Origin of the sequence: Paraburkholderia bryophila (genome assembly GCF_013409255.1) — a bacterium.
GTDB lineage: Bacteria > Pseudomonadota > Gammaproteobacteria > Burkholderiales > Burkholderiaceae > Paraburkholderia.
This window is the reverse complement of the sequence record NZ_JACCAS010000002.1, coordinates 2,835,599-2,851,483: the sequence shown is the minus strand read 5'-3', so window position 1 is coordinate 2,851,483 and position 15,885 is coordinate 2,835,599. Positions and strand designations below refer to the sequence as shown.

The 15,885-nt window shown below is 61.7% G+C and carries 14 protein-coding genes and 1 pseudogene; 7 read left to right on the top strand and 8 right to left on the bottom strand.

What is annotated here, in order from left to right; all coding sequences use genetic code 11:
* Positions 1–6 precede the first annotated feature (6 nt).
* Together GGD40_RS33650 and GGD40_RS33645 are read left to right on the top strand one after the other, a co-directional pair.
* Positions 7–981, top strand: a complete 975-nt coding sequence (locus GGD40_RS33650; protein WP_134962970.1) for an ABC transporter substrate-binding protein — start codon at positions 7–9, stop codon at positions 979–981.
* Positions 981–2,684 carry an ABC transporter permease gene (locus GGD40_RS33645; protein WP_179746625.1) on the top strand — a complete coding sequence of 568 codons (1,704 nt, stop codon included), beginning with the start codon at positions 981–983 and terminating at the stop codon, positions 2,682–2,684. The genes GGD40_RS33650 and GGD40_RS33645 overlap by 1 nt, the downstream gene beginning before the upstream one ends.
* 113 nt (positions 2,685–2,797) lie before the next feature.
* Here the strand turns inward: GGD40_RS33645 and GGD40_RS33640 are convergent, their stop codons facing one another.
* The 6 genes from GGD40_RS33640 to GGD40_RS33615 all read right to left on the bottom strand — a co-directional run bounded on the left by GGD40_RS33640 (position 2,798) and on the right by GGD40_RS33615 (position 9,076).
* Positions 2,798–3,667, bottom strand: a complete 870-nt coding sequence (locus GGD40_RS33640) for a hypothetical protein (protein ID WP_179746623.1) — start codon at positions 3,665–3,667, stop codon at positions 2,798–2,800.
* 131 nt (positions 3,668–3,798) lie between these two features.
* Positions 3,799–4,632 carry a quaternary amine ABC transporter ATP-binding protein gene (locus GGD40_RS33635; protein ID WP_051980731.1) on the bottom strand — a complete coding sequence of 278 codons (834 nt, stop codon included), beginning with the start codon at positions 4,630–4,632 and terminating at the stop codon, positions 3,799–3,801.
* 55 nt (positions 4,633–4,687) lie between these two features.
* Positions 4,688–5,656 carry an ABC transporter permease gene (locus GGD40_RS33630; protein WP_179709642.1) on the bottom strand — a complete coding sequence of 323 codons (969 nt, stop codon included), beginning with the start codon at positions 5,654–5,656 and terminating at the stop codon, positions 4,688–4,690.
* A 130-nt stretch (positions 5,657–5,786) separates the two neighbouring features.
* Positions 5,787–6,824, bottom strand: coding sequence for an ABC transporter substrate-binding protein (locus tag GGD40_RS33625; protein ID WP_179709644.1), 1,038 nt, complete (start codon positions 6,822–6,824; stop codon positions 5,787–5,789).
* Between the two features lie 92 nt (positions 6,825–6,916).
* Positions 6,917–8,143 (bottom strand): M24 family metallopeptidase, encoded by a 1,227-nt coding sequence (locus tag GGD40_RS33620; RefSeq protein WP_179709647.1) that lies wholly within the window; start codon positions 8,141–8,143, stop codon positions 6,917–6,919.
* Positions 8,144–8,188: 45 nt separating this feature from the next.
* A complete protein-coding gene (locus tag GGD40_RS33615) occupies positions 8,189–9,076 on the bottom strand; it encodes a HalD/BesD family halogenase (RefSeq protein WP_179746622.1) in 888 nt (295 codons plus the stop codon).
* Positions 9,077–9,197: 121 nt separating this feature from the next.
* On the opposite strand from GGD40_RS33615, the gene GGD40_RS33610 reads away from it, so the two are divergent.
* The 5 genes from GGD40_RS33610 (at position 9,198) to GGD40_RS33590 (ending at position 14,169) form a co-directional block, all read left to right on the top strand.
* Entirely contained in the window at positions 9,198–10,112 is a 915-nt protein-coding gene (locus GGD40_RS33610) for a LysR substrate-binding domain-containing protein (protein WP_179709650.1), read from the top strand.
* A 301-nt stretch (positions 10,113–10,413) separates the two neighbouring features.
* Entirely contained in the window at positions 10,414–11,556 is a 1,143-nt protein-coding gene (locus GGD40_RS33605; RefSeq protein WP_179746620.1) for a porin, read from the top strand.
* A 153-nt stretch (positions 11,557–11,709) separates the two neighbouring features.
* Entirely contained in the window at positions 11,710–12,183 is a 474-nt protein-coding gene (locus tag GGD40_RS33600; RefSeq protein ID WP_179709655.1) for a MarR family winged helix-turn-helix transcriptional regulator, read from the top strand.
* Between the two features lie 17 nt (positions 12,184–12,200).
* Positions 12,201–12,764 carry an isochorismatase family protein gene (locus GGD40_RS33595; RefSeq protein WP_179746619.1) on the top strand — a complete coding sequence of 188 codons (564 nt, stop codon included), beginning with the start codon at positions 12,201–12,203 and terminating at the stop codon, positions 12,762–12,764.
* A 64-nt stretch (positions 12,765–12,828) separates the two neighbouring features.
* Entirely contained in the window at positions 12,829–14,169 is a 1,341-nt protein-coding gene (locus GGD40_RS33590) for an MFS transporter (RefSeq protein ID WP_179746617.1), read from the top strand.
* Between the two features lie 104 nt (positions 14,170–14,273).
* Here the strand turns inward: GGD40_RS33590 and GGD40_RS33585 are convergent, their stop codons facing one another.
* A complete protein-coding gene (locus GGD40_RS33585) occupies positions 14,274–14,762 on the bottom strand; it encodes a hypothetical protein (RefSeq protein ID WP_179746615.1) in 489 nt (162 codons plus the stop codon).
* Positions 14,759–15,815 (bottom strand): annotated as a pseudogene (locus GGD40_RS33580) (type VI immunity family protein); the annotation flags it as partial. The pseudogene GGD40_RS33580 and the gene GGD40_RS33585, both read right to left, overlap by 4 nt.
* Positions 15,816–15,885 lie beyond the last annotated feature (70 nt).

Here is a 15,885-nt window from a genome sequence, read left to right as displayed (position 1 = left end):
GCTACAATGTTCAAGTCAATTTTCTTCGTTATTCTCACCATGTCGTTGACCCTCGGGCTGGGCACTTCCTCAGCCGAAGCTGCTTCTATTACCGTCTATACCGCTGGACCTGGCAACCTCAGCAAAAAACTGGCGTTAGGTTTCGAGCGCAAGACGGGCATCAAGGTCGATCTGTTCCAGGCCACCACCGGCAAGGTGATGGCGCGTCTCGAAGCCGAGGCGAGCAATCCGCATGCGGACGTGTTGATCTCCGCTTCGTGGGACACCGCGCAGGATCTGGAAAAACGCGGCTGGCTGCTCGACTATCAGAGCCCGAATGCCGCGCATGTGTCGCCCATGTTCAAAGGCCCCGCGTATGTCGCGCAAGGCATCTCCGCGCTCGGTATCGTGTGGAATACGCGCACCGGCAAGCCGGAGCCGCACGACTGGCGCGATCTCGCGGCGCCCGCTTATCGCAATCAGGTGACCACGCCGAATCCGGCACTGTCGGGTGCCTCGCTCGATCTGCTGCTCGGCTTGCAGGATCGCCTGGGGGAATCCGCGTGGTCGCTGTTCGACAGCCTGCACAAGAACGGCATGGTCGTGCTCGGTCCGAATGCGCAGGCCATCAACCCCGTGCTGCAAGGCGCGAAGTCGGCGGTATTCGGCGCGGTCGATTACGTGGCGTACGGCGCGGCCTCGAACGGCGAATCGGTCAAGGTGATCTTTCCGAGCAGCGGCACGGTGATCGCGCCGCGCCCCATGATGATCCTCAAGACCTCGCACGTGCAGAACGAAGCGCGCGCGTTCATCGACTACGTGTTGTCCGACGAAGGTCAGAAGCTGGTCGCCGACGCATGGCTGATTCCGGCGCGCGACGATATCGCCGGCACCCGTCCGCCGCTGAAAGATCTGAAGCTGCTGCCGCAGGACGACGGCTCGAACACCAAGACGCGCGCCGAAGTGCTCGCACGTTTCAATGCGCTGTTCGGCGATCACTAATGGCTCGCGTGATGATGCGCGCCGCGCCGCCCAGCGGTGCGCCGCGCGGCGGTTCGGCCTGGCTGCTGACGCCGCTGCTTGCCGCGCTCGCCGTGCTGATCGCGTTGCCGATCGGCTTCGTCGTGTTGCAGGCGATCTTTCCGTTGCTCAACCGCGGCTCGTTCGCGCATCCGTTTAGCGCGTTCGGCGCGGCGCTGGTGCGCGCCGATACCCTCCCCTTGCTCGGCAATACGGTGCGCTTCGGCGTGAGCGTCGCGCTCGCCAGCGTGGCGCTCGGTTTGCCGCTTGGCGTCGTGCGTGGTTTGTTCCGGCTGCCGGGTGCGCGTTTGTGGGATCTGCTGTTTCTCGCGCCGTTTCTGATTCCACCGTATCTCGCGGCATTCGGCTGGATTCTGCTGCTGCAACCGAGCGGCTATCTCGAACAGTTGACCGGCGTGAATCTCGGCCGCTTTCTGTTCTCGTTCAACGGCGTGGTCGCGGCCATGACGCTCGGCGTGTTTCCGGTCGTCTACTTTTCGGTGTCGCGCACGCTGGCCGCGTTGGGCGGACGCCTCGCCGACGTGGCGCGCGTGTTCGGCGCGGGCCCGTGGCGCAGTTTCGCGCGCATTACGTTGCCGTTGATGCTGCCCGCCATCGCCGCCAGCGCATTGCTGACCTTCACGATGGCGATCGAAGAATTCGGCGTGCCGTCCGCGCTCGGTTCGCGTGCCGGTTTCAGTTTGATGGTGACGTCGATCGAAGAACGCTTCTCCGACTGGCCGATCGATCTGCCCGGCGCTTCGGTACTCGCGCTGCTGCTTGCCTTGCTTGCGTTAGCGGCCTTTGTGCTGCAACGGCGAGTGCTCGCCGGCCGCGACTTCGAAACGCAGACCGGCAAACCCACCGCAACGTTGCGGCGCGAATTGGGCCGCTGGCGTTGGCCAGTGCTTTCGATGTTCGGCTTCGTTGCACTATGCGCGGCGATCGCGCCGTTGTTCGCGATCGTCACGACGGCGTTTTCGCGCACGCTGTCGGGCGGTTTCGCGATCAACAACCTCACGCTCGCGCACTTCAAGGCGCTTTCCGCAGGCAGCGACGGCGCGAGCGCGCTCGGCACGAGTCTCGCGCTTGCCGCCGCGACGGCGTTAGTGACGGGTGCATTGGGTTTTCTCAGCGCATGGGTCGTCGTGAAAACGCGCCTGCGGGGCCGTGCCGCGCTCGACGCGTTGACGCTGCTGCCGCATGCGTTGCCCGGCATCGTCGTCGGCGTGGGGTTGATTCTGGCGTGGAATCTGCCGATCTGGCCTGTCACGCCGTACAACACGTGGGGCATTCTGCTGCTGTCGTACAGTTGCCTGCTGTTGCCGTATCCGATTCGCTATACGAGCGCGGCGTTGCGTCAACTTGGTTCGGGACTCGAAGCCGCGGCGCGCGTGCATGGCGCGTCGAGTGCACGCGTGTTGCTAAGGATCGTATTGCCGCTGGTTGCGCCTGCGTTGGTATCGTCCGTGATGATCGTGTTCGCGGTCGCTTCGCGTGAGCTGGTGACGTCGCTACTGCTCGCGCCGAGCGGCGTGCAGACCGCGTCGATCTTTATCTGGCAGCAGTTCGAGCAAGGCTCGATCGGCGACGGAATGGCGATGGGCACCGTGACCCTGTTGATCAGCGGCGCGTTGCTCGGTTGCGGCGCACGCTGGGCGAAACGTTTCGACGACGCAGCTTGAATGTGATTGGCGGCGAGTGCAATGAGTTGATCAGTTTCACTGCACTCGCCTGGGTTCTGCGCTAATGCTGTGGCCTTTGCATTAACGCAGAACCGCCTTACCGCTCTACTACCTTACTGCCCGCAGAACGTCGGCAGATACTTGTACACCCACGCGGTCTTCGTCGAACTCGGCGACTGCACCCAGTTCGTCATGCCTTGAATCACGCTGAACATGAGTTGCGAACGCGAGGTCACCTTGTCGGTGAAAATACCGTCGCTGTTCACGTCGACCTCGAAAGAAATCTCGGCCAGCGCGGGCGTCGTCGAACCGTTCGCGTACCAGACCGTCATCGTGAAGTCGGCATTTTCCTGACCGAGATCGCTGACCGCGCCGTCGTACGTGACTTCATGAATCGACAATCCGCTCACCGGCACCAGCGTTTGAGTGCTGACGCTGTCGAACACGTGCGTGGTCGGGAACAGGTCCTTGATGTCGCTCAGATGATTGATGTTCTTCGAGTCCGACAGCGGTTCGTTGGTGGAATGCGAATAGGTCTGGTTCGACGGCGGCGTGATGTCGTCTTCGAGTTTGCTCTTCGCCTTCGATGAGCTGCCGCTCACGTCGGTATTCGCCGAGGTCGTCTGGTTCGGCGAGCCGAACTTCAGTTCGATATTGCGGCCGCTGCTGTCGTCGCGTTCGCGCATCGAATAGCCGGCCTGCTTAACCGCGCAGGTGCCCGGCGAGTCGTAGTACAGCACGGTGCGATCGTTGTCGGCCGCGAAGCTGCCGGTGACCGTACGATCGAAGCCGTTCGCCGCGAGACTCGCCTGCAGGTCGGTGAGAAAGCGATTGGCCGCATCCGCCGGCTGGCTCGCGAAACTCGCGGGGTTGAGCAGTACTTTGTATTCACGACTGCCCACCGACGGTGTGCCCGCGTGAGCGACGCTGCTTGCGCATAGCAAAGCAACGGTTCCTGCATGATGCCATCTGATCTTTGTCATTTCGGTTCTCATGGATTGAAAGGGTACAGCCCCTCCAATCTACGAGTACCGAGTGACAACGCAGTGAAGCGAAGCAATTCAGAATCAGATTCCGTGAGACCGGTTCGCGTTGCCACGAACCGGCGTTTGCCTCACTGTCGCGTCGCACTTCGATCCGAACGCCGCTCCACGAAACGCCTCACGTAATCGTCCGCCGGCCGCGTCAGAATTTCGTCGGGCGTGCCCTGCTGCACCAGCTTGCCGTCCCGCAGAATCGCGATGCGATTGCCGATCCGCAGCGCCTCGTCGAGATCGTGCGTGATAAACACAATCGTCTTCTTCAGCGTGGCCTGCAATTGCAGCAACTGATCCTGCATTTCCGTGCGAATCAGCGGGTCGAGTGCGGAGAACGCTTCGTCCATCAGCAGCACATCCGTATCCGCGGCGAGCGCACGCGCGAGTCCGACACGTTGACGCATACCGCCGGACAACTCGTCGGGATAGTGTTCGTCGTAACCGTTCAAGCCCACTTTGCCGAGCCACACGCGCGCCTTGTCGTTGGCCTGCGCGCGGCTCTCACCGCGCACACGCAGTGCGTACGCGGTATTGTCGAGCACGGTTTGATGCGGCAGCAGCCCGAAGTTCTGGAACACCATGCTGACCTTGTAGCGGCGCAGTTCGCGTAAGCCCTGCGCGCCGAGCTTGATGACGTCCGAGCCGTCGATCACGATCTCGCCCGCAGTCGGTTCGATCAGCCGGTTGAAGTGGCGTACCAGCGTCGACTTGCCGGAGCCGGAAAGGCCCATGATCACGAAGATTTCGCCCGAGCCGATGTTCAGGCTGACGTCGTTAAGGCCGACATTGCAGCCGGTTTGCGCGAGCACGTCGGCTTTGCCTTTGCCGCCGCGCAATAGATCCAGCACGCGCGCGTGACTCGTGGGCGGCCCGAACAGCTTGTACACGTGTTTGACTTCGATCGCTGCCATCTCGCTCTCCTGGTGCTTTGCTCTGAATGGACTATTGGGCTATCAGGGTCGGCAACTACTTCGCCGCGCGGGTTTCGAGTCCGCTTTCCGCCGCGCCCTGCTCGTTCGCCTCCGCGCTACTCGCGCGATAAGGAATCCGCGAGGCCGCTTTCGCCTTTTTGCGCTGCGCGAACAGACGCCGCGTGCGACGGTCCTGCCCATAGCCCTGACTGATACGGTCGATCACGATCGCGAGAATCACAATGGCAATGCCCGCCTGCATGCCCTTGCCCACGTCGAGCGTCTGAATCCCGGCGAGCACGTCTTCGCCGAGACCGCGCGAGCCGATCATGGAGGCGATCACCACCATGGAAAGCGCCATCATCGTGGTCTGGTTGATGCCGGCCATGATGCTCGGGCGCGCCAGCGGCAACTGCACGTTGACCAGCAACTGCCAGCGCGTGGTGCCGAATGCGCGTGCCGCCTCGACCACTTCGCCATCCACGTGACGAATGCCGAGATCGGTCAGGCGAATCAGCGGCGGCAACGCGTAGATGATCGTCGCGAGAATCGCCGGCACCTTGCCGAGGCCGAACAGCATCAGCACCGGGATCAGGTAGACGAAACTGGGCAGCGTTTGCATCACGTCGAGCGTGGGCAACAACAGGCGACGCAACCACGCGCTGCGCGAGGTCAGAATGCCGAGCGGCACACCGAACGACACCGATAACACCGTGGCCACCAGCATCAACGCCAGCGTCTGCATCAGCTTTTCCCACAGCCCGAAGCAACCGATCGCATACAGCAGCAAGATAAAGAACCCGGCGATGGTCAATCGCCGGGTCGCATTCCACGTGATCGCGCCGACCGCGAGCAGGATCAGCCACGGCGGCAACGCGCGCAGCGCGCCCTCGAGCGGCACCAGCACATAGCGCAACACGGTAATGCTGAACTGATGAAAACCGTCGCCGTAGCGGGTCACGAACGATTGCACGGCGTCGTTCACCCAGTCGGCAATCGAAAGATGCAGAAAAAAAGAATTCATGATCAAGCCTCCACGGCAAATGGACAGCGGGTCAGCTCGCTCTCGCCTCTGCGGTCGGGCGTGAAGCCGCGAGAGCCTCACGCCGTCGAAATCGGCCGGACGTTACAACGGTCCGGCACTTCGCTATCGATCAGGCGCCGCTGAGTCCGGCCTGCACTTTGGACGCGACGTCGGCCGGCACCCATTGCTTCCACATCTCCGGATGCTCGCGCAGGAATTGCGTGGCCATGGCCGAGCCGTCGAGTTTCTTCGTGCTCATTTCGAGGATCGTGCTGTTCAGAAAGTCCATCGGAAACTTGACCTTGTTGAGCATGGACACGAGTTGCGGATCGGCGTCGTAGAACGGCGTGGACACGCCGACGGTGACATGCGAAACCATGTACGACGACGCGCATTGCGACGTGCTGCTCTCGTCGCGCAAGGTCTTCCAGCAGGCGTCGTTATAGGCCGGCATTTTCAATTCGACGAACTTGTACTTCGCCATCAGCGCGGCCGGTCCCCAGTAATAGAACACGATCGGCGCGCCACGCTGATACGCGGAGGCGATCGCCGCGTCCAGTGCCGCGCCGGTGCCCGGATGGAAGTTGGTATAGGTCGCGTCCAGATTCAGTACTTTCAGCAGGCGCGTATTGACGCGTTCGCAGTCCCAGCCGGTCGGGCAGTTGAGAAAGCGGCCCTTGTCCGGTTCCTCGTCGTCGGCGAATACGCTTTTGTATTTCGGCAAGTCGGTGACTGCAACGAGGCCCGGCGCGAGCGGTTTGATGCCGCGTTTCGGATCGCCCTTCACCACGTATTCCGGCACGAACCAGCCTTCTTTCGTACCGCCCGGCAAGGTATCGCCGACCAGTTTCACGCTACCCGACGCCACCGCCTTCGCGGTGATCTCGCTGCGGCCGGTCCATTGTTCGGCCCACACCTGCACGTCGTTGTGCGCGAGCGCGGTTTCGGTGGCCGCGGTACTACCCGGCACGACGTCGGTCTTGCAGCCGTAGCCCTTCTCCAGAATCTGCCGCAACACTTCGGTCGCGAACGAACCGCTTTCCCACGTGATACCGGCAAAGTGGACGGTCTTGCCTTGCGCGCACCAGCTATCCGCGGCGTGCGCGGTCGTGCCGGTCAAGGCGATGGCGGCGGCGCACAGCACCGCGCGAAGTTGTCTGAGTTGCATCGTGGATCACCCTTGGAGTAATGAATGGCATTGAATGGGTTGGCAGGGGAAGCGTCGGCCGCAATGTCTCCGAATGCGGCCGCGCTGAGCGTTCAGGCCAGCAGGCGCTTCTCGAAGGGATAGTCGGACAGCAGTTCCACACGACCATCGTCGCGCACGTACACCTGCTCTTCCAGCTTGACGCCTTCACCGCCGGCTTCATGGCCGATATAACTTTCGATGCACAGCGTCATGCCGGGCTCGATCACGCCGTCATACCCCTTGGCCTCGTTATCCTCGCGATGGACGATGTACGGATATTCGCCCGTCATGCCCACACCATGCGCGAGCGCGAAATAGCGGCGCGCCTGATACGGACCGGGAATCTTCCACGCCTTCGCGATGAACTCCTGGAAGGTCGTGCCGGCGCGCACGTTCTCCATATTCGAATGCACCTGCTCATAGGCGAGCTTGTAGAGCGTCTTCTGTGCCGTGGTGGCGGGCAGATCGCCACACAGGAAGGTGCGCGAGAAATCGGCGTAATAGCCGAAGCGGCCCACCACGTCGGTATCGAGTCCGACGAGTTCGCCCGCCTGGATCTTGCGCGGACTGCTCTCCTGGAACCACGGATTGGTGCGCGGCCCCGAACTGATCAGACGCGTTTCGACATAGTCGCCGTCGGTCTCGATGATGTGCTTATGCAGATACGACCACAATTCGTTTTCGCTAATGCCAGGCACCAGCGCCGCTTCGAGTCGGCGCACGCCTTCTTCGGCGGCGCGCAGCGACGAGCGGATCATCTTGATCTCGTTGGGCACCTTGATCGAACGGGCGCGTTCCAGCGGTTCCTGCGCGTCGCTGATCTGATAGCCGCGCGCCTGCAGCGCAAAAGCCGCCGCCGAAGTCGCGCTTTCAATCGCGATCCGCTTGCCGCCGCCGCTTTGCTTGACGAGTTCGTCGATCTCGTCGGCCCAGCGTTCGGTGACGCGGCCCAGCATGTCGTCACAGAAGTAGTAGGAAATCGCGGTAGCGGGTCGCACTTCGTCGACGGTGTCGAGCCCGTCGGCGAGGAAATCGCAGCCCGCATATTCGAACAGCACGACCTTGCCTTCGGCCGGCACGAACAGATAGCGCGCGGGATTGCGCATCGAATACACCTGCATGTTGCGCGAGCCGGTGGCGTAGCGCATATGCGTCGGGTCGAACAGGATCGCGGCGGTGAGGTCGCGCTTCTTCAGTTCACGGCGCACGGCGGCAAGCCGGTCGCGTTGAATCTGCGCGATTTCTTCCGCGGTCGGTTCGCAATCTTCCGGAAGATGAGTCGGGCGAATAATCGTCATGGTTTCTCGACAGGGGGACGGGGTTATCAGTTTGGGAAAGCGGTTTCAATCGACCAGGTTGTCGGCACGCACCAGCCTCTGCTCGGCTTCCAGGTGCATTTCGGAGACGCGCCCGTATAACTGCCGGGTTCGTTCGAGCCGGCCGATCACACCCGGCTTCTGCGAGTACGCGAAGATCGCCGTGTGACGTTCGACCGTGCCTTCCACCCGGGTGACGCGGTGCAGCGAAAAGCGTCCTTTGAACAGTTGCAGATCGCCCGGTTGCAACGTGATCACGTTGATCGGCGCGCGCGTTTCGCCGCGCACCACGCTGCCCACGCCGCCGTAGTTCTCGCCTTCGGGCGAGCGGATATTCGGGCAGTACTCGAAGTCGCCGCCCGCTTCCGGCTGTTGCGTCATCATCGATACGATGAATTCGTTGGTGTCGTAGTGCCACGGCTGCTCGGTGCCCGGCGGCATGACGTTCTGCACCAGGCCGGCGTACGGGTCCGCGTATTCCCACACGCGTGTTTCGCCGAGGCAGGCGGCGACGAAACGCTTCATGGCCTGCGCTACATAAATGCGATGCACGATCGCGTCGGCCGGAATCACGTCGCGGGTCACGAAGCCGCTGGTGCGGTCCATGAAGACGCGGCGTGGGTCGTCGGCGGGCAGCGACGGATCGTCCGCGGTGAAATAGGCGTTGACCTTACGGGTTGAAAAGTAGGTCTTGGCGGCCAGCGCCACGCCTTCGGCGCGCGCCTGGGCCAGCGCCTCGGGCCGCAGGAAACCGTGCAGCACGGCGCTGCCGTTGCCCGCCAGGTGGGCACGGCAGCTCGCCACCAGCTCGCGCATGCGCGGGTGGTCCGGATCGTGCAGCGGATAACGCCCGGTATCGACGATGTCGCTCAAATCGTTGCATTCGGCATCGGCAAGAGGAAGACTGACTGACACGGCGGGACTCCAGATTAGGGGTTCGGACTGATTTGTGACGCGAATTGTTTTCGACAACAATCACCTCACTGACGCCCCCATGTTTTGATCGCCAAATTTCTTTGGAAAGCGAGTAATTCCGATGGCTTCCATCAGCGGACCCGATTGGTCAAAACTGAGTTCTCTCGATCCCGAACTGGTGAGAGCCTTTGTGGCCGTGGTCGACAGCGGCGGATTCACCGCAGCGGCAAAGTTGCTGCACCGCACCCAATCGACCATCAGTCTGCGTATTCGTACGCTGGAAGAGCGGCTGGAAACGCACATGTTTCTGCGCAACAGCCGGCGGCTCGCGCTGTCGCGCGACGGCGAAAACTTTCTGATTCACGCCCGCCGCATTATTCAGGTGCAAAACGAAGCGATCGCCGCACTGAACCGGAGCAATAGCGATGGCGTGATCCGGTTCGGCCTACCGGAGGATTACGCGGAGCTCTGGCTGCCGGAGTTGCTGAAGAAGTTCTACGCGCTGAGGCCAGGCGCGCGGCCGCATATTCATTGCCGGATGTCGCTCGAATTGCTGGAGCGACTGCAGGCCGGCGAACTGGATCTGGCGCTGGTGGTGCGGCACGGCTCGCAGACGAGCGGGCGGCATCTCGGGCGTGAAGAGGTGGTGTGGGCGGCGCACCGGGATTTCGTGCTGGAGCCCGACGCGCCCGTGCCGCTGGCGCTGTTTCCCGAGACCTGCTGCTACCGCCAGCGCGGACTCGAAGCGCTCGCCGCGTTCCAGCGACAGTACCAGGTGGTGTACACGAGCCAGAGTCCGACGGGGATCAAGGTGGCCGTCAATCACGGCGCGGCCGTGACGATCATCGACCGCTGCACGTTACCGGAAAACTGGCGCGTGCTCGGCGTGTGTGACGGCCTGCCGCTGCTGCCGGCGGCGGATCTCGAGTTGCATCGCTCATCGGTCAATCGCGATCCGGCGGTGGACGATCTCGCCGCATTGATCGAAGCGATGGTCGAAGAACGCAGAAACGTGACGGTCGGCGTGGCCGCTTGACGATGGAGTCCGCCTTTGCGGTCTTCATGGCAAGGCGGTGACTTTTTTGGCGGCGCTGCACAGAGCGCCGCCGCGTTTCATCGAAACACTTAGCCTGACCTCACACGCTTCTTCTCTCTGGCGAAACCCTTCGCCTCTCCTCGAAGTACTTCGGATCGCCAACGTTTGACTGCGAGCTCGCGTTCTCCAGCGCTTGCTCCATCGGCGAAGCCGATTGATCCCATCAGAATTCCTCGCTTTGCAAAAAGTATTGGCCGGAAAATCATGCGACGGCCCCTAGCCAATACACACTGGAGATCTCATGAAAAAGAAAGTCATCGCCCTCGCCCTGCTGGGCGCCGCTTCCCCCGTGTTCGCGCAAAGCAGCGTCACACTCTACGGCGTGATCGATGAAGGCATCGACTACACGAATAACGTTGGACACGGCAGCGTCGTCGAACTTGCCAGCGGTTATGCGCAAGGCAGCCGCTGGGGCCTGAAAGGCGCGGAAGATCTCGGCGGCGGACTCAAGGCGATCTTTCAACTCGAGAACGGCTTCGACCTGAATTCCGGCCGACTCAATCAGGGCGGCCGTATGTTTGGACGACAGGCCTATGTGGGGATTAGCAGCGACAAATTCGGCACGGTGACCTTGGGCCGTCAGTACGATTCGGTGGTCGATTACCTTGCGCAGACAACCGCCAACGGCAATTGGGCCGGCTATCTGTTCGCGCATCCGTACGACAACGACAACACCGACAACTCGTTCCGCCTCGACAACACCATCAAATACGCGAGCCCCCAGTTCTCGGGTTTCCAGTTCGGCGGCACGTATAGCTTCAGCAACGATACGAACTTCGCCAATAACCGCGCGTACAGCTTTGGCGCGCAATACGCGACCGGCGGCCTGCTGGTCGCCGCGGCGTATTTGCAGGCGGACAATCCGGGCGTGGGCTCGAATGGCGCGATCACCGCGAACGACGCAAGCTTTATCGCCGGACGCATGCGCGTGTTCGGTGGCGGCATCAACTACACGTTCGGTTCGACGACGCTGGGCTTCGCATACACCAACTCGAATTACCAGAACCCGACCGGCAATGGCTATATCGGCATTCCGCTCGCCGCAGCCGGCGTCACGCTGAACACGCTGAAGTATCAGAACTTCGAGGTGAACGCGAAATACCAGTTCACGCCCGCGTTCTTTGTCGGCGCGCAGTATGTCTACACGATGGAGAACTACGACGCGTCGTCGGGCAGTGTAAAGCCGAAGATTCACTCGGTCGGTTTGATGGCGGACTACAACATCTCCAAACGCACGGACGTCTACGTGCAGGGCGAATATCAGAAGGTTGCCGGCAGTTCGACCAACTCGATTCTCGACGACGCGTTCATTCCGGGCGTGCAGTCGCCGTCGTCGACGCAGAATCAGGTGGTGGCGCGCGTTGCGCTGCGTCATAAGTTCTAAAGGCCGCTGGCTAAAGCGCGGACGGCGCACGCGATCGATTCAAGCCGTGGTGGTCGCGCCGCCACTCTGCCGCTCTTCTCCCCCGCCTGCATCGCCTTGACTCGACGCAGATATGAAGGTAACCTTTGTAGGTAACCTTCATATCTGTAAGCCATGAGTAAGAGCGATACACCGTCCGCTTCACCTGCCTCACCACCCAATGCTGACGCCCTGCACGCCATGGCGGAAGATCTGCGCGTGGTGACCGGCAAACTGCGCCGGCGGCTGCGCGAAGAAGCGCATATCGGCGACTTCACGCCGTCGCAGATTCAGGTGCTGAGTCTGCTGGAGCGCGAAGGCACCGCCACTGTCAGCGCCCTCGCGCGCCTGCACGGCATGCGCCCGCAATCCATGGGCGAAATGCTTTCGGCTCTGAAAGCCGCCGGGTTAGTCACCGGCGCGCCCGATCCGAACGACGGCCGGCAAACGGTTCTCTCTCTCACCCCCGCTTTCCGCAAGAAGGTCAAAGCCAGCCGCGCGGCGCGCGAAGACTGGCTGTTCCGCACCATCCAGACGCGCTTTTCGGCGGCCGAGCAGCAGCAACTCGCTATCGGCGTCGACTTGCTCAAACGCCTCATCGACTCGTAACCCGCAGGAGAAACACCATGGCACTTACCACGCTCGACGCAAAGACCGCACTGGTCGTGATCGATTTGCAGCGCGGCATCGTTGCACTGCCCACCGCGCATCCCACCGCCGAGGTCGTGCAACGCGCGGCACTGCTGACCGAAGCGTTCCGCCGCCACGGTTTGCCGGTCGTGCTGGTCAACGTTGCCGGCGGCGCGCCGGGGCGTGCGGACCAGACGGGTCCTAAGGGCGACTTCCCGGCCGGTTTCGCGGATCTGATGCCGGAACTGAACCAGCAGCCGTCCGATCACGTGGTCACCAAGCGCACGTGGGGCGCGTTCACGAACACCGATCTACAAGCGTATCTGCAACAACAAGGCGTCACGCAGGTGGTGCTGCTCGGTGTGGCGACGAGCATCGGCGTCGAATCGACCGCGCGCTTCGCACACGAACTCGGCCTGAACCTCACGCTGGTGGTCGACGCCATGACGGACATGAATCTGGACGCGCACAACAACACACTCGCGCGTATCTTCCCGCGAATCGGCGAAACCGGCACGACGCAGGAAGTGCTCGATCTGCTCGAACGCACCCACGCATGAGCGAGTTCGCCAGTCCGCGCGCCGCGCTGATCGCCACACGTTTCTTCACGATGGAAACGATCCGGTGACAGGTACTTTCCGTTCGCTGCGCACGTTTAATTACCGGGTCTGGGCTAGCGGCGCGATCGTGTCCAACATCGGTACGTGGATGCAGCGCACGGCGCAGGACTGGCTCGTGCTCACCGAACTCACGCATCACAACGCGACGGCCGTAGGCATCGTCATGTCGCTGCAGTTCGGCCCGCAAATGCTGCTGTTGCCGCTCACCGGCTATGCGGCCGATCACTTCGACCGCCGCAAGCTGCTGTTCATCACGCAGGCGGCGATGGGCTCGCTGGCGCTCGGCCTCGGGCTCCTGACCATTACCGGACTCGTGCAGCTCTGGCAGGTCTATGTGTTCGCGGGTTTGCTCGGCTGTGTCACCGCGTTTGATTCGCCGGCACGTCAGACCTTCGTATCCGATCTGGTCGGCGAAGAGGATCTCTCGAATGCGGTCGGGTTGAATTCCACGTCGTTCAACGCCGCGCGGATGATCGGGCCGGCGGTCGCGGGGCTGCTGATCGCTTCGGTGGGCACGGGCTGGGTGTTTCTGATCAACGCGCTGTCGTTCGTCGCCGTGCTCGGTTCGCTGCGCATGCTGCGGCTCGACCAGTTGTATCTGAAGCCGCGAGCGAAACGTGCGCGCGGCAGTTTCGTGGAAGGCTTCAAGTATGTCTGGACGCGTCCCGATCTGAAGGCCGCGTTGTTGATGCTGTTCCTGATCGGCACGTTCGGGCTCAACTTCCCGATCTTCATTTCGACCATGTCGGTCACTGCGTTCCATGCGGGCGCGAGTCAATACGGCCTGTTGAGTTCCACCATGGCGATCGGTTCGGTGACCGGCGCGCTGCTCGCGGCGCGCCGGTCGAAACCGCGCATGGCGCTGCTGCTCGGCGCGGCGGCGGTTTTCGGCGTGGGCTGCACGGTGGCCTCGTTGATGCCGAATTACGTGCTGTTCGGTATCGCGCTCGTCCTGATCGGTATGTCGACGCAGACCTTCACCACGTCGACCAACAGTCTCGTGCAACTCTCTACTGAACCCGCCATGCGTGGCCGCGTGATCGCGATCCTGCTGGCGATTGCGCTGGGCGGCACGCCGCTCGGCGCGCCGGTAGTCGGCTGGGTTGCGGACCGCTTCGGGCCGCGTTGGGCACTCGGCGTGGGGGCGGCGTCGGGGTTCGCGGCGGCGCTGGTGGGGTTGATGTATCTGGTGAAGTACCGGCAGTTGCGCGTGTATGTAGAGGGTGGACGGTTGCGCTATACGATCGACGATCCTCGCCAGGCGCCGGCTTATGTGAGCCCGGCTACGGCGGTGCAGAACGCGGTGTTGAACGAGGCCGAAGAGGATACGTCGTCGAGCGTGTGAGGATGAAGCGGCGACGAGCGGGTATTTGACGTAGCCGCTATCCGTCGCCGTGTTCGGGAGTCAGCAAACTCGTCTCGTCGAGGTCAACTCATTCGGCGCCGGTTTCAACCAGTGTTCGATTCATCGACGCCAAGGGTGGCTGCGAGTGCCTTGAGTGCTTCCGCGTCTGCCGTGCCAATCATGACGACCAGCGCGATAAAGATGGCTGCCGGCGCTTCGTTTCTCCGCTGCAGCGGTGTGTTGCCATCGTTCAGCGACACGCCGAACATCGTCTCTTCCGCCGTACAAATCACCGACACCACGCCCTGGATAATCATCAGATCGAGTTGCATGCAGTCGATCCGTTCAAGCGTCGACCACGTCATATCCGACTGACGCACGATGTCGTCCCAACCCGTCGCTAGCTGCGCGACCGTGTAGCGACAGATTTCCTGCCCCTCTTCATCGACCCACGTCCAGTTTTCGTGCGATGGAGAAGTGAGCCAATGCCCTGTTGTCAGGGTCCACGGTGCGTGACTGTTTAACCAGCTACGAGTTACGTCGGCGGCGAAATCGGCCAGTGTCAGGCGAACCATTTCTTGCTTGTCGGTCATGATGTGCTCTCGTTGTCGGACTGGGTCCAGGTTGTTGCGCCATAGCGGCTGTCGGCAAAGACCGGCATGATTTCTCCGGCTTCAAAATGGCGATGACTGTCCGCCTTCGCGCGGGGTTTGCCACCATCATGCTTCGGGGCATGGACTACCGTCAGGTACGCTGTGGCGAACGGGTTTATGTTCGACGGAGTATGGGACGATGGTTGGCGGTTCGGGGATGGGCGGCGCATCGGGTAGATCGAAGCGCGCCGTCCACGTTCGTGCATTCTTCGTATCCGTATGCCGAAGATCCGGGTTGTACAAATTCAGGCCGTCCGATTTCGGGTCGCGCAGCACACGTAAGACGCTGTTCACGAAGACGTATGGTTCGGGTAGACCTTCTTCGGGTGCGCCGAGACGGGGGAAATCACCCGCACGAATGAGTAATGACGACCCGACATGTTCGATATGGATGTCGGGGCGGTCGAGTGCTTTGCGTAATGCAGCTTCGCCGCCCAAGCGTTCAACGAATAGTTCGCCGAGAATCGTGTACCAGCTGACGCCCTTGATGAAGCCCCACCGACCAACCTTTGCTCCGGGGTGTAGGCCCGGATAAAAAGCAGTCATGTGGTCGAGAGACTCGCCTTCGTAGGAAATTGGGTCGTATTCCTGCGATTGCAGATGTGCAGTGCTGTCTACTTCGAGTCCGCTAAAGCGTTTGGCGAGTGCCCATTCGTGCAGTGCATAACGGTGATAGCTGTAGGCAAGAATCGGGGCTAGTCCACCATAGCCACCGTGCACTACAAGCTTTTCACACACATAGCGCAAGAATCCTTCATATTGCGTGATGCCGTCCTCTGTGGTGACCAAATCCATCGGCACATTGAATTTCAGATACGACAGACCTGACTCTTGACCCTTGGATGCTGTCCAACCTTTCGGGGAAACATAGTCCTCATCTGCCGCGATGCCGGTTAATGTCTTGATGCTATATTCCGCAGCGGTGTCTTGATCGGTAGAGCTAGGGAAGGTCTGCATAACCCGTTTCAGAGCGCTGACCTTTTTGCCGCTTGGGTCGTATCAACACGAGAATCAGCTGGCAGGTTTATCAGCCGGCTTTTGAACCGTCGACGGCCCCCGTTTG